This window comes from Acinetobacter sp. CS-2, from assembly GCF_016599715.1.
Classification (GTDB): Bacteria; Pseudomonadota; Gammaproteobacteria; order Pseudomonadales; family Moraxellaceae; genus Acinetobacter.
In genome coordinates this window covers 525,726-540,893 of record NZ_CP067019.1, presented here as the reverse complement: position 1 = coordinate 540,893, position 15,168 = coordinate 525,726, and the positions used below count along the sequence as shown (strand labels likewise).

The window sequence follows — 15,168 nt, the reverse complement described above, 5'->3', positions numbered from 1 at the left end:
CACTTTGATTTTGTATCTGGATATATTTTTGTATTCAGATTCACAACACCGTAGCGAATCAGGAGTATCTTTCTAATTAAATGAGGATCAAATAGTACGATTGCCTAATCATTCATTTATCTGCATTTTGGGGCAGTTTATCTTTTTTCTCTGCAAAACGATCAAGATCATATAAAATACTGAAGCAATCAGGAGTTCTATTTATCCCACACTCTATCCAACTGATTATGACAATAAGGACTTGATTATTATGGCATCATCTTTCATCAAAATTGCATTCATGGCTGCATGCCTGAGCTTCAGTCTCAGCTCAACCACAAGTTTTGCTAAAGAATATTACAAATGGGTGGATGCCAAAGGGTCTACGCACTACACCACCACCCCACCACCAAAATCGGCAAAGAAGAAAGGGAAAGTGGAGACTTATGGCATGGCACATTCTGCTAGTCCTGCGACTCAAGAAAATAATGCTTCGAAAGAGGCCAAGAATACTGTTCAAGAAAATAAGCCAGTTAATCCTACAATTCCTGTAATTCCAGAAGGCAGCATTCCTGCAACACCTAAAGTCCAATAATATTATATTGTGCCCAGGAGTGATTACGAACCGGTAATCACTCTAGATAATCTAAAAAACTATAAAGATGAAAATAGCGATAACAAAACCCTATATTCACCCTAGAAAAAAGGGGTCACAAATGCTTAAGCATTATTCGCTGTAATGAATAGATGAGTACTTCTGCTTGTTGATGCTGCAAATAATATTATCCCTCATATTATTTTTCCCCATCCAGGCATGCTGAAGATTTTTATAAAGGATTGGATACCAAGGATTCAACGCATGCTGGCAAAGCATCTCCGCCGAAACGTGCATAGAGACCAGACTTATATCAACCTTTCAACACAAAACTGAAAAAGCTGAAAAAGCTGAAAAAGTAGTAGCATTGTCCAGACAACATATAAGCAAGATCCTTATGCAAGCATGTTTGGTACGATCACATAACAAGAAATTCACACATCAATAGAAGCAGCTTATTTAAAAAACAAAGAGAAACTCACAAATTCAAAAACATTAGATCATTAAAGGATATGTTTAAAAGTTCCATTTCTGGTGACCAGGAAGATAAAATCCTGATCTGAAAACTGACATTGCATCGCATTTTGCGCTATGCTGTGGGCTAAATTTTTTAACCGTTCTCTTGTATTACGTATATGACTACTCACATTGACTCTGAATACCAAGCCAGTGCGATTGAGCCTCAAGTCCAGCAGGATTGGGAATCTCGCAAAGCCTTTAAAGTTGCCGACACTGTAGAAGGTCCACGTCGTTATATCCTCTCGATGTTCCCTTACCCAAGTGGCAAACTGCATATGGGTCATGTGCGTAACTATACGATTGGTGACGTAATCAGCCGTTTCCACCGTCTAAAAGGTGAAACCGTGCTGCAACCTATGGGTTGGGATGCATTCGGTCTACCTGCTGAAAACGCAGCGATTGCCCATCAGGTTGCACCTGCAAAATGGACCTTTGAAAACATCGATTACATGCGTAATCAGTTGAAAAAACTCGGTCTGTCGATTGACTGGGATCGCGAATTTGCAACATGTACACCAGAATACTACCGCTGGGAACAATGGTTATTCGTTCAGCTTTATAAGAAAGGTCTGATCTACCGTAAGCTTTCAACCGTAAACTGGGATCCAGTCGACCAGACTGTTTTAGCAAACGAACAAGTTGAAAATGGCCGCGGCTGGCGTTCAGGTGCATTGGTTGAAAAACGCGATATTCCAATGTACTACTTCCGCATCACAGACTATGCACAAGAATTACTTGACGATTTAGAAACTTTAAAAGACGGTTGGCCACAACAAGTTTTAACCATGCAACGTAACTGGATCGGTCGCTCACAAGGGATGGAAATCACCTTCCCTTCAGCGAGCCCAGACGTCTATGCAGATGGTTTAACTGTATTTACCACTCGTGCCGACACTTTAATGGGCGTGACTTATGTTGCTGTTGCAGCAGAACACCCTATGGCGCTGAAAGCAGCTGAAACTAACCCTGAATTACAAGCATTCATCGAAGAATGCCGTATGGGTTCTGTGGCAGAAGCAGATCTAGCGACTGCCGAGAAGAAAGGCATGGCAACCGGTCTTTCTGTAAAACACCCGGTGACGGGTGAAGAAGTTCCAGTTTGGATTGCCAACTACGTTCTGATGTCTTACGGCTCAGGGGCGGTGATGGCAGTTCCATCACACGATGAACGTGACTTCGAATTTGCCAATAAGTACGGCTTGATCATCAAGCAAGTGATTGATGCCAAAGGCGCAGATGATGCTGACTTTGATGCAACTCAATGGCAAGAATGGTACGGCTCTAAAGAAGGTAAACTGGTTAATTCAGGCGAATTTGACGGTTTAGATTTCCAGGGTGCATTTGATGCCTTCCTTGCAAAACTTGAGCCACAAGGTCTTGCCAACGTTAAAGTTCAATTCCGTCTACGTGACTGGGGTGTGTCTCGTCAGCGTTATTGGGGCTGTCCAATTCCGATGATCAACTGTGATACCTGTGGTCAAGTGCCAGTGCCAGAAGAGCAACTTCCTGTGGTTCTTCCAACTGACGTCGTTCCAGATGGTTCAGGTAACCCACTCAACAAGATGCCTGAATTCTACGAAACCAAATGTCCATGCTGTGGTGGCGACGCGCGTCGTGAAACAGATACCTTGGATACATTCGTAGAATCATCTTGGTACTATGCACGTTATGCATCTCCTGACTTTACAGATGGCATGGTCAAACCAGAAGCGGGTCAAACTTGGCTGCCTGTGAATCAATACATCGGTGGTGTTGAACACGCGATTCTGCATTTACTTTATGCGCGCTTCTTCCACAAATTGATGCGTGATGAAGGCGTGGTACAAGGCAACGAACCGTTCACCAACTTGTTAACACAAGGTATGGTACTGGCTGATACTTACTACCGTGAAGCAGAATCAGGCAAGAAAACCTGGTTTAACCCTGCGGATATCGAGCTGGAAAAAGACGAAAAAGGTCGTGTGCTGTCTGCAAAATACACTGGTGATGGTCAAGAAGTCGTGGTTGGCGGTCAGGAAAAAATGTCGAAATCGAAAAACAACGGTATCGACCCGCAAGCGATTATTGACCAATACGGCGCAGATACTGCACGTGTATTCATGATGTTCGCTGCTCCACCAGATCAATCACTTGAATGGTCGGATGCAGGTGTAGAAGGTGCAAACCGCTTCCTGAAACGCGTGTGGCGTTTGGCAACAGGTTTCCTTGAACAAGGCAATGCGGCTACAACAATCGACAAAGCGGCACTTTCAACGGCTGCGCAAGACTTACGCCGTAAAACGCATGAAACTATCCAGAAAGTGGGTGATGACATTGAACGTCGTCATGCCTTCAACACTGCCATTGCAGCGATGATGGAATTGTTAAATGCGAACAACAAGTTCGAAGCGAAAGATGACAACGATGTTGCTGTTGCTCGTGAATCCATCACCACACTTCTGACTTTATTGGCTCCATTTGCGCCACACTTAAGCCAGACTTTATTGGCTCAGTTTGGTATTGAATTAACTGAAGCGACCTTCCCAGAAGTGGATACAGCTGCATTAACACGTAATACGCAAACGATCGTGGTTCAAATCAACGGTAAACTTCGTGGCAAGCTCGAAGTATCTGTGGATGCATCTAAAGATGACATCTTGGCACAAGCCAAAGCATTGCCTGAAGTACAACAATTCTTGACCGGTCCAACCAAGAAAGAAATTGTGGTGCCGAATAAGTTAGTGAACTTGGTGGTTTAAGAATCCCTCCAAACCTCCCTTTGAAAAAGGGAGGCTTTCCCCTCTTTATCAAAGAGGGGTTAGGGGAGATTTCACAATTCCCAAACAAAGCCCGTTGTCAATCAACGGGCTTTGCACATACAATCACTACATATTTTTCGATCTTCCTTTTTTGCTTTGAAGAACAATACAGAGGACAACAGATGCATTTGGGCAAACGTTTAGCAGCAATTGTTTTAACTTGTGGTCTAAGTGCAGGCTTAGTGGGCTGTGGCTTTCATTTAAAAGGGACCAACCCGACAACTGCTCCTGTGGCTTATTCTAAAATGAAATTGGCATTGCCGGATAATGCAGGACAATTGCATGAAAAACTTGCAATTTATTTGGGTGCAACAGGTATTCAGCTGAGCAATAGTCCCGATGCTTATGTGTTGCGTGTACTGGATTACACCCCACAGCGTCATGAATTGAATGGCAAACTGGTGGAAACCCTATTGCGCTTAACCGTGACTTTCCGTATTGAAGATGCACAAGGTAATCCGGTTACTGAACCGCGTGCCATCATAGCTTCACGCAGCTATCAATATGATGTGGCTACGGTAAACACGGATGATCAGGAACAGAAGTACCTCAATCAGGTGATTGTTGATGATGTGGCACAGCAAATTGTGCGTCAGATTTCATCCAATCGTTTACCCAAAGTCGTGACCAAACCAGCGGTTTCTACGACCCAACCTTAAATATAGAAAATAACGCTATGAAACTTGACTATCCCCAAGCACTCAAACGTGTTGATGAAGCTCGCGGTGCCTGGATTATGTATGGTCAGGAACCTCTGCTCGAACAAAATTTACTTGATGCTTTCCGGCAGAGTTGGCAAAAACAGGAAATTGAACGTCAGCGTTATGATATTGGCAATGTCAGTGACTGGAAAAATGTCTTTAATGCTTTAAACAGCCTGTCCTTGTTTTCCACACAACTGGCTGTTGAAGTACATGGCAATATCAAGCCCGATGCCAATGGCATCAAGCAGCTGAAAAGCTATATCCAGCATAATGAACAAAACCTGCTATTGGTGGTAATGCCGAAACAGGACAGCAGCAGCCTAAAATCCAGTTTTTTTCAGGTGGTGGATGCCAATGGCGTGACAGTGGCACTTGCGGCCAATTATCCGCAAGACCGGCAACGGATTTTAAGTATTGAGGCCGAAAAGCTGGGCATTAAACTGGCCCCTGATGCCTGGGCCTGGCTGGAACAGCACCACGAGCACAATCTGCTGGCTGCAAAAAACAGCCTCATGCGCGTCAGCGATACTTTTGCCGATGTGGAGATCATCCAGATTGAGCATTTGTATTCATGTCTACAAGATCAGTCGCGCTACACCACTTATGATTTAAATGATGCCCTGCTTGCAGGCAATCTGGCTCAGGCAATTAAAATTTTCCAGTATTTAATTGCCTCGGGTGAACCGATGAGCCTGATCTTGTGGAGCATCAGCAAAGAAATGCGTTTACTGATGCAACTTTTTGAACAGCCACACAATGCCTTACAGTTGGGCATCTGGAAAAATAAAGTTAGCCAATATCAACAAGCTCTAAGACGGCTCAATCCGAACTGTTTCCTGACTTGGCCATCCCTGTTGTTACGCATTGATGCTTCAATAAAAGGTTTAGGCAAAGAACCCCCCGAACATCTGGTTCTGCAAGCAATTAGCAGTATGTGTGGTCAAACCTTATTTTTATCGCCAAGTGCCTAACTAAAGAAACGTGAAAACCAGCTTTTGCCTTTTTTCTCTTCTTGTTTACGTAGATAGCTCAACATATTGTCTCGCACTGCATCGACATAGTCCTGATCATCATGCTGAATATGGTTGATCAGCCACTTGGACAGCAGACGATACAAGTCTTTTTCAATCGATTCACCTTTTTCAAATTTCAGGCGGTAATCATTCAGACGTTTTACAAATAAGTCATGGATACCACGATGTGATGGTAAGTATTGATAACTGACTTGTTCCAGCAAATTTTCTTCAAAGCTAAAATGCGACTGGGTGTAGTCAATTAAATCCTCCAAAACCTCTTTAATTTTGTCGCGCTGCCCCGTGTTTTTCACCTGCTCCAAAGCATTAATATAATCCAAGATCTGACGATGCTGATTATCAATCACATCAATCCCAATATTATAGGTTTGATTCCATTCCATCACTTACCTCTTACAAATTTTAATATTAAAGTTATGATCTTTTTCGCATAATTATGGGGATTAATGCTCTTATTATTAAACCCATAATTATTTTATGGATTTAATACTACAAACTTTTTTTATTTAAATCTAGAGATAAAACAAAGATTTTTTAAATTATGTCTACCAGTTGGAAACTCAGGAGGGAGGAAGGTAAAAAAGAAATCAACATCTCCAGCACGAAAAAGCTATTTAAATAAAAATCATTAAATAAATCCATTATCATTCGACTAAAATCCAATGCATCTTGATACCACGGATTCAGTGAACGACATTCCACTTTCTCAGTAGCGTTTTGAAAAACTCAAGCATCAGGCTGAAAACCATCTTTTAGAAAATTGATGGAATCGAAATTTAATAAAATTTCTCTGCTCTATTCATTCATGCTAAAAGTTTTGTTAAAAAGGAATCAACTCTCTGTTTAGTAAATTTTCAAGAGAACTTCAAAAAGAAAATAATTCTCATTTGTTTTTAAAAAGTTCACGTTTTATCCTTATTTAGCTTTTATAATTGCTGCAATTTTCCTCATTTATCAGCTCACTATGCCAAAAATAAAACCGTCTAAAATAGTTGTCGCCATAGTCAGTATTCTTGTTATTGCGGTCACCGCCTGGTTCTTTTTAAAACCAAAAGAACAAGCGCCGCAATACATTAGCAGTGAAGTCACTCGTGGCGATATTGAAGACTCTGTACTTGCAACCGGTGTACTTGAAGCCACCAAAATGGTCAGCGTCGGGGCGCAGGTTTCAGGTCAGGTGAAAAAAATGTATGTGCAATTGGGTGACCAGGTGAAACAGGGTCAGCTGATTGCGCAAATTGATTCGATTCGTCAGGAAAATGACCTGAAAACGGCTGAAGCAAGCATTAAAAACCAGCAGGCTCAACTGGCAGTCAAACAGGCAAACTTGGCTAAAGTCCAAGCTGAATATCAACGCCAGCAAGCCATGTATGCGCAAGATGCAACTTCTCGTGCAGAACTTGAGGCTGCATTGGCCAGCTATAAAACTGCCCAAGCGGAAATTTTGGCCATTAATGCACAGATTGAACAGTCACGCTTAACCCTGGCAACAGCCAAAGAAGATTTGGGCTATACCCGGATTGTTGCGCCTATGGATGGCACCATCGTGGCAATTGTGACTGAAGAAGGTCAGACCGTTAACGCCAATCAAAGCGCACCGACCATTGTCAAACTGGCCAAGCTCGACAACATGACGATTAAAGCTGAAATTTCTGAAGCTGATGTGATGAAAGTTGAAGAAGGTCAAACCGTATATTTCACCACCTTGGGCAATAGCGATAAAAAACATTATGCCAAACTACGCCAGGTAGAACCGGCACCGAACTCTATCAATACAGAAAGCAATAACTCATCCACTTCGTCTTCAAACACGGCTGTGTATTACAACGCCCTGTTTGATGTACCCAATGAAGATGGCAAACTACGTATTGATATGACTGCGCAAGTGTATATAGTCCTGGCTGAAGCAAAAAATGTATTGACTGTACCAGCAGCAGCCTTGCAAAGTTCAAATCGCCCGCAAGGTAAACGTGCTGATCGTAATGCAGACCAGGTAAAACAACAAAATCAGACTGATCATGATCAAATTAAAACTGACCGCCCTAAACGCTTGCAACTGTCTGCGAAAGAAAAATCACTGATTGAACAAGGCAAGGCCTCCATTTCGATGGTCCGTGTAGTGCAGGCTGACGGTACTGCAAAACCGCAACCTGTCTTGGTCGGCCTGAACAACCGTGTCACTGCTCAAGTGATTAAAGGCTTGAAACAAGGTGACAAAGTCGTAATTGCAGATGCTTCCGATACCTCAAATGATGCTGCCAAACGCAGTAACCGTGTAGGTGGTGGTGCCGGTCCAGTGAGAATGTAATGATGAGTCAAGATCAACAGCCTTTGCTCAAGGTCACAGACCTGACTCGTGAATTCCCTGCCGGGGAAAGCACCATTCAGATTTTAAAGGGCATTAATCTTGAGATTTACCCGGGAGAACTGGTCGCCATTGTCGGACAGTCCGGTTCGGGTAAATCCACCCTGATGAATATTTTGGGATGTCTGGATCAACCCACCTCAGGTAGCTATCAGGTCAAAGGGCGTGAAACACGTCAATTGGAAGCAGATGAACTGGCACAATTGCGCCGGGAATATTTCGGTTTTATTTTCCAGCGTTATCACCTGTTGGGCGATTTAAGCGCGGCAGCTAACGTAGAAGTTCCGGCCATTTATGCAGGTGTCGATGCCTCTGCCCGTCAGCAACGTTCAACCCAGCTGCTTTCGGACCTGGGATTGGCTGAAAAGACCCAAAACCGCCCCAGTCAACTTTCCGGTGGCCAGCAGCAGCGTGTTTCCATCGCACGTGCCTTGATGAACGGCGGTGACGTGATTCTGGCCGATGAACCGACCGGTGCACTGGATAAAAACAGTGGTATTGAGGTGATGCGTATTTTGCGCGAGCTGAATGCCAAAGGTCATACCATCATCCTTGTTACCCACGATCATAACGTTGCCAAAAATGCCTCGCGTATTATTGAAATTAGTGACGGTAACATTATTTCAGATAAACTGAATGTGCCTAAAGTTGCCTCAGATGAAGTTTTGGAAAAACAGATCTTAGAACAAACTGCACAGAAAAAAACATCTTCTTGGCGCTCTGCTGCCGACCGGCTAGGCGAAGCTTTCCACATGGCCTTACTGGCCATGAACGCCCACCGTATGCGGACCTTCCTGACCATGCTCGGGATCATTATCGGGATTGCCTCGGTGGTATCCGTGGTCGCGCTGGGCAATGGTTCACAAAAAAAGATTCTGGACAATATCAGTAGCCTCGGTACCAACACCATTACCGTCTATCAGGGTCGTGGATTTGGGGATAACTCCAAAACTTCCCAGGCAAAAACCCTGGTTCCTGCCGATGCTGATGCCTTGGCCGAACAGCCCTATGTCGATGGGGTCAGTCCTTCAGTCAATAGCAGCGTCACTGCCCGTTTTAAAGATACCGAAGCTTCTGCCACAGTGAATGGTGTCAGTGAAGACTTCTTTTATGTAAAAGGTATGAACTTTGCCTCAGGACAGCCTTTTGACAAAGAAGGCGTGACTGAACGTGCTCAGGACGTGGTGATTGATGACAATACCAAAAAGACGTTTTTTAGTGATGGTACCGACCCTGTCGGTCAGGTCATTCTGTTGGGCAGTGTTCCCAGTCGTATCATTGGCGTAGTTGAAGCACAAAAATCGATGATGGGTAATTCAGACAGCCTGAATGTTTACCTACCCTATTCCACAGTGATGAGCCGTATGTTAGGACAGGCAAATGTACGTAGCATCATTATCAGGGTCAAAGACGAATACCCAAGTGCGGCAGCTGAAAATGCCATTTTAAATTTATTGGTACAACGTCACGGCGCACAGGATGTGTTTACCCAGAATGCAGACAGTATCCGTGAAACTATTCAGCAAACCACGCAAACCATGACCTTGTTGGTGTCTGCAATTGCAGTAATTTCCTTGATTGTCGGCGGTATTGGGGTTATGAACATCATGCTGGTCTCTGTAACTGAACGTACTCAGGAAATTGGCGTGCGTATGGCCGTCGGTGCACGGCAAAGTGACATCTTGCAGCAGTTCCTGATTGAGGCGGTACTGGTCTGTATTTTAGGCGGAATATTGGGGGTGCTTTTATCTTTAGGGATTGGACAGCTGTTTAGCCATTTTGCTGGCGGTACCTTCCAGATGGCCTATTCCACCACCTCTATTGTAGCGGCCTTTGTCTGCTCAAGCATGATCGGGATTATCTTCGGCTTTATCCCTGCCCGTAATGCAGCACAGCTCAATCCTGTCGATGCACTTTCTCGCGAATAAGGATACCTAGAATGCAAATGAATTTTACCAAACTTGTTGCTAGCCTTATTTTAACTGGATCATTGGTGGGTTGTGCTGCGGTGGTTAAAACACCGTACGAACAGCCTGCCGTGAATATTCCAGGCAGCTTCCAGAATAGCAAAGCACTCAGTCAGCAGGTGCATGCCGATGTCTATGCCGATCAATGGTGGACCTTATTTGGCGATGCGCAGCTGAACCAACTGGTCAATCAGGTTTTAACCAGCAATAGCGATCTGGCTGTTGCAGGGATTAATTTGCAGCAGGCACGTTTACAGGCCGGTTTAGCGAAAAACCAGCAAGGTCCACGGGTCAACTCCAGTGTTTCCGCTGGACATACCGTTGATCTGAATTCCGGTGATGATGCTTCACGTGGCCTGTCTTTAAGTGGCGGCGTGAGTTATGAAATGGACCTATTCGGAAAGCTGGCTCGTCAAACCGAAGCCAGCAGATGGGAAGCTTTAGCGACTGAACAGGACTTGCAAGCTACCGCACAAAGCCTAATTGCCACTACGGCAAATTTATACTGGCAGTTGGGTTACTTAAATGAACGCTATCAAATTGCCGGACAAAACCTAGCCAGTACGCAAAAAATCTTTGAGCTGGTGCGCAGCCAATATCGTGCAGGCGCGGTTTCCGGTCTGGACTTAACCTCAGCGGAACAATCGGTGCAAAGCCAAAAAGCGACCTTAAGTCAGATTGAACAGCAGAAAGTCGAAACCCGAACAGCATTAGCAGCGTTGATGCATCAACCTATACAGCAGCTCAATATTGCCGAACCGCAACGTTTACCGCGTATTGCCCTACCGGCTATTTCTGCAGGTTTGCCAGCAGAGCTGTTGTCACGTCGTCCGGATTTACAAGCCAGTGAACTGCGTTTACGCAAGGCACTTGCCACCAAAGATGCCACCAAAGCCAGCTATTATCCGTCCATTAACCTGACCGGAAACCTGGGCTCTTCCAGCACATCTTTAACCAGTCTATTGCAAAATCCGGTATTAACTTTGGGTGCCAATCTCAGCCTGCCGTTCCTGCAATATAACGATATGAAAAAAGATCTGGCGATCAGTAACCTGGATTATGAAAAAGCGATTGTCCAGTACCGTCAAAACCTCTATCAGGCCTTTGCCGATGTGGAAAATGCCTTATCTGCCCGTACCGAATTAAACAAACAGGTGGCACTGCAAGAACGCAATGTACAGCTTGCAGAGAAAACCGAGCATCTAACTGAAGTACGTTACCGCAATGGTGCCATTGCCCTGAAAAACCTGCTCGATGCGCAGGAAACCACGCGTAACGCCCGTTTGTCTTTGGTACAGACCAAACAGAGCCAATACAATGCCTATGTCACCTTGATGCAGGCTTTAGGCGGCAGTCCAGTCAAACCGTTGCCTTAAGTTAAAGGTGAAATAAAAAAGATGCCATTGGGGCATCTTTTTTATTTCAGAAAAATTTCTGAGAAAATGTTCTGTTTAGCTATTTTTAACTTTTTAAAAAGTTAAAAGCTCGGGCGGTAATATTTATAGATCAGGCCTTTTTCATTATAAACATCATAACTTCTTTGCTTAAAGTCAGATACCCATTGCTTGCCGTTAAATCCTGCAATATGTCCATACACATGTTTGCCGGTTCGATCAATAATATAAATATCACCTTCTTTCGGGGCATCGAACTTAGGATTAATTTCTCGATAACCAATTTTCATCAGGGTATTTCCCCAGTCTGCCGCAGCGACGGGATGACTTTGAAATCTTGCACCCGCTGACTCCAAAGCAAGTCTGATACTTTTGGCACATTTTTGTGAACTGCTGGTTGAAGAAACGGACTGCAAGAAATCGGTGAATTTACTGATATCAATTCGCTGTCCATTCTTTGCAAGCACATTCTTTTTAGCTATGGCCTGCCCAGTCTGAAATTCTGAAGATTTTTTCGAATTTTTACCCGATTGGGAACGAATTATGATGTTTGCCTGAACAGGAGCATGAACTTCACTCATGTTTACATTATGATCATAAACCATTCTTTACCAAACACTCCTAAGCCTGACACTACCGGCTTTTCACTCATTTCGACGGCAAGATGGTAACCCCTAAAATGTGATTTTTCATATAACAAATGTAATTAAATATAAATAAATTACCGATAAGTGAGTTAACTGACTATTTTTTGTAGTTTTTTATCATCCAATACTGCTGATAAATTTATTTTATCCTCACTCCATCCACATTGCGCTGTCATTGAAATCCGGATTTTCAATTGATAAATTGCTGGGATTGAACAGAATAAATACACAATCTGGCATTTAGCAGATCGTGTATTGCTTTCTCCACACATGCTTTATAGGACTTACGCATTGACGGATTCAAAAAAGTATTAAAATACTTTATAAAGTATCTGTGATCAGACGAATTAAAAATGCTTCTACAGCAACTTGTACTCTACCCATTTATATGGGCTTTCTCATGACAGAACCGAACTCTATTAGCTGCACACAACTTGCCGAGACTTATAATATCTCGCATGATAGTGTAAATCGCTTTCTAGAGCGTGAAGACTACACACCTCACGACCTATATCAAGAAGCAATTCAACATATTGATAATAATAAACTTATAGTCAGTATTGATGATACTGTTTTAGATAAACCATATAGTCAACATATGGACTTAGTTAGCTATTTTTGGTCAGGCAAACACCACCGATCCGTCAAGGGTATTAATCTCATTACCTTGTATGCGACAGATCAAAATGGTCAAAATATTCCAATTAATTTCCGAATTTATGACAAATCTGAAAGTAAAACCAAGAATGATTACTTTATGGATATGTTAAGTGAAGTACTCAGTTGGGGTGCAAAGATTCAATTTATTACAGGTGATAGTTGGTATTCATCGACTGGAAATCTAAAAACCATAAGAAAATATGGTATTCGATTTATGTTTGGTATCGACTGTAACCGTAAGGTTTCCCCAGAAAAAGGACAATGGTTTCAACTGCGTTTATTGCCAGATTTCCATCAGGGTCAAGTGGTCTGGCTCAAAGATTTTGGCTTTGTACAATTATTTAAGACTCAGTTAAAAGAACAGCAGAGGTTTTATATTGTGCATCAAGATGAAGATGATTTATTGTCCTTTGAGGGTTTTCATGAATTACATTCAAGTCATTGGAAAATAGAACAATATCACCGAGTGATTAAACAGGTTTGTCATATTGAAAAGTTTCAAGTAAGACGATCTAAACTGATTTTGAATCATATTTTTTCAGCCTTGATGGCCTACGTCGAGATACAAAAGAACCAGTTTGAGGGGATCTTTGAAAATGTATATCGTTGGCAGAAGAAATTATTTAGACCAATCATCAAAGACTTCATTGATGACTTTATTCTCGATAAAAATCATCTGCTACCACAGAGAATCTATAAATGATAGTGCGTAAGTCCTACTTTACTTCATTTAAGTGATGAACCCATGTTTTTATTCTTGGCTATTGGCAGACCTATCAGATTTTGTATCAAGCTCGGGAAAAATATATTCAATAAAATGTAATCCATTTTCCTTACCCTTATAATTTTTAATCAAACACCGCCAAGATTAGGCCTTAGGATTTATACCACTTTGCAAACACCAACAAAAAAACATATAAATCATTTATTTATAAAAATTATCACCATAATTTAAACTTGCTTTCTCCCTCAATGGATACAGTTTCCTCCCCGGTAAAAAAAGGCTAATATGTGCCACAAGAAATTCACAATATTATGAGAGAGACATGCGTCAATATTTAGACCTTTTACAACATATCCTTGACAACGGTGGCGATAAAGGCGACCGCACGGGCACAGGTACACGTTCAGTATTCGGTCACCAAATGCGCTTTGATCTTTCTCAGGGTTTTCCTTTATTGACCACCAAAAAAGTGCATTTTCGTTCCATCGTGATTGAACTGTTGTGGTTTTTAAAAGGTGATACCAACGTTAAATATCTGCAAGACAACAAAGTCACGATTTGGGATGAATGGGCTACTGCAGAACAAACGGCGCGTTTTGGTCGTCCTGAAGGTGAATTAGGTCCAGTTTATGGTCATCAATGGCGTAATTTTGGCGCAAGCAAAAAAGAAAATGGTTTATATGAACAGGATGGTTTTGACCAGATCAAATGGCTGATCAACGAAATTAAAACCAATCCCAATTCACGCCGTTTAATTGTGTCAGGCTGGAACCCTAAAGAAGCGGGAACAGTTGCCCTACCACCTTGCCATACCCTGTTCCAGTTTTTTGTACAGGACGGCAAGCTATCCTGCCAGCTTTATCAACGTAGTGCCGATGTGTTCCTAGGCGTTCCATTTAATATCGCCAGCTATGCCCTGCTCACGCACATGATTGCGCAAGTTTGCGGTTTAGGTGTCGGTGACTTTGTCTGGACTGGTGGCGATACTCACTTATATGTGAACCATTTTGAACAGGCTCAATTACAACTTAGCCGTGAACCTTTGCCGCTTTGCCAATTGAAACTGAATCCAGAAATTAAAGATATCTTCGCGTTTAAATTTGAAGATATTGAAATTGTCGGTTACGAATCGCATCCCGGCATTAAAGCGCCAGTAGCAGTTTAATTTCTAAAATCCCCCTTTAATTCCCCCTTTTCCAAAGGGGGAAAACTTATCTGAGTATAAAAAATACAGGGAAAAATTATGACCTTCCAAAATTTAGAAGTTGTGCATGTTGTGGCCATGGATCAACAGCGCTGCATTGGCAAAAATAATGACCTGCCTTGGCACATTTCAGCTGACCTGAAACACTTTAAGGAAATCACCCAAGGCGGTGTGGTGGTCATGGGACGCAAGACCTTGGAGTCTATGGGTCGCACTCTGCCTAAACGGGTCAACTGGGTTATCACCCGTGACAGCAACTGGTCATTTGAAGGCACCAAAGTGGCCTACTCGATTGAAGATGCCTTGGCTCAAGCGCTTGCCGATGTCAAAGCTTCAGAGAAACCTGAATCAATCTTTGTGATTGGCGGCGGTGAAATTTTTAAACAAACCATGAACATTGCCGACCGTTTAGAGCTGACCCATGTTGAACTGGACGTTCAAGGCGATGCCTACTATCCGGAAATTCCAGCTGAATTTAAAAAAGTCGTCTCAGAACAACATATTGACGACAAAACCGGGATTGCTTTTGAGTTCGCAACTTACAGAAAATAAAGGCAATAATTATAGATAACAGTCAA

General features: G+C 42.8%; 12 protein-coding genes. 10 read left to right on the top strand and 2 right to left on the bottom strand.

Annotation, left to right across the window (positions count from 1 at the left end; all coding sequences use genetic code 11):
- The first annotated feature begins 250 nt into the window (after window positions 1-250).
- From JFY49_RS02505 to holA, 4 genes are all read left to right on the top strand, one after another.
- The gene (locus JFY49_RS02505; RefSeq protein WP_200223602.1) at window positions 251-574 is read left to right on the top strand and encodes a DUF4124 domain-containing protein; all 324 of its coding nucleotides are present in this window, start codon (window positions 251-253) and stop codon (window positions 572-574) included.
- Window positions 575-1,209: 635 nt separating this feature from the next.
- The gene (gene leuS, locus JFY49_RS02500; RefSeq protein WP_200223601.1) at window positions 1,210-3,831 is read left to right on the top strand and encodes a leucine--tRNA ligase; all 2,622 of its coding nucleotides are present in this window, start codon (window positions 1,210-1,212) and stop codon (window positions 3,829-3,831) included.
- Between the two features lie 182 nt (window positions 3,832-4,013).
- A complete protein-coding gene (gene lptE, locus JFY49_RS02495; RefSeq protein ID WP_166169215.1) occupies window positions 4,014-4,550 on the top strand; it encodes an LPS assembly lipoprotein LptE in 537 nt (178 codons plus the stop codon).
- A 17-nt stretch (window positions 4,551-4,567) separates the two neighbouring features.
- Window positions 4,568-5,566, top strand: a complete 999-nt coding sequence (gene holA / locus JFY49_RS02490; RefSeq protein ID WP_200223598.1) for a DNA polymerase III subunit delta — start codon at window positions 4,568-4,570, stop codon at window positions 5,564-5,566.
- Here the strand turns inward: holA and JFY49_RS02485 are convergent.
- The gene (locus JFY49_RS02485; protein ID WP_086195350.1) at window positions 5,563-6,012 is read right to left on the bottom strand and encodes a bacteriohemerythrin; all 450 of its coding nucleotides are present in this window, start codon (window positions 6,010-6,012) and stop codon (window positions 5,563-5,565) included. The two genes, holA and JFY49_RS02485, sit on opposite strands and share 4 nt — an antisense overlap.
- Before the next feature lie 581 nt (window positions 6,013-6,593).
- Between JFY49_RS02485 and JFY49_RS02480 the strand changes: the two genes are divergently transcribed.
- The 3 genes from JFY49_RS02480 to JFY49_RS02470 are packed head-to-tail and all read left to right on the top strand — an operon-like array spanning window position 6,594 to window position 11,337.
- Complete coding sequence (locus JFY49_RS02480) at window positions 6,594-7,937, top strand: MacA family efflux pump subunit (protein ID WP_200223597.1); 1,344 nt, start codon at window positions 6,594-6,596, stop codon at window positions 7,935-7,937.
- Between the two features lie 2 nt (window positions 7,938-7,939).
- Complete coding sequence (locus JFY49_RS02475; RefSeq protein WP_200223596.1) at window positions 7,940-9,922, top strand: MacB family efflux pump subunit; 1,983 nt, start codon at window positions 7,940-7,942, stop codon at window positions 9,920-9,922.
- 11 nt (window positions 9,923-9,933) lie between these two features.
- Entirely contained in the window at window positions 9,934-11,337 is a 1,404-nt protein-coding gene (locus JFY49_RS02470; protein ID WP_200223595.1) for an efflux transporter outer membrane subunit, read from the top strand.
- Between the two features lie 101 nt (window positions 11,338-11,438).
- Here the strand turns inward: JFY49_RS02470 and JFY49_RS02465 are convergent, their stop codons facing one another.
- Window positions 11,439-11,960, bottom strand: a complete 522-nt coding sequence (locus tag JFY49_RS02465) for a CHAP domain-containing protein (protein WP_200223594.1) — start codon at window positions 11,958-11,960, stop codon at window positions 11,439-11,441.
- Between the two features lie 376 nt (window positions 11,961-12,336).
- Here JFY49_RS02465 and JFY49_RS02460 point away from each other — a divergent pair, with 376 nt between their 5' ends.
- From JFY49_RS02460 to JFY49_RS02450, 3 genes are all read left to right on the top strand, one after another.
- Complete coding sequence (locus JFY49_RS02460; RefSeq protein WP_200223593.1) at window positions 12,337-13,365, top strand: IS701-like element ISAba11 family transposase; 1,029 nt, start codon at window positions 12,337-12,339, stop codon at window positions 13,363-13,365.
- A gap of 343 nt (window positions 13,366-13,708) precedes the next feature.
- A complete protein-coding gene (thyA, locus tag JFY49_RS02455) occupies window positions 13,709-14,551 on the top strand; it encodes a thymidylate synthase (RefSeq protein WP_200223592.1) in 843 nt (280 codons plus the stop codon).
- A gap of 78 nt (window positions 14,552-14,629) precedes the next feature.
- On the top strand, window positions 14,630-15,142 hold the full coding sequence (locus JFY49_RS02450) for a dihydrofolate reductase (RefSeq protein WP_200223591.1): 513 nt from the start codon (window positions 14,630-14,632) through the stop codon (window positions 15,140-15,142).
- The last annotated feature ends 26 nt before the right edge of the window (window positions 15,143-15,168 follow it).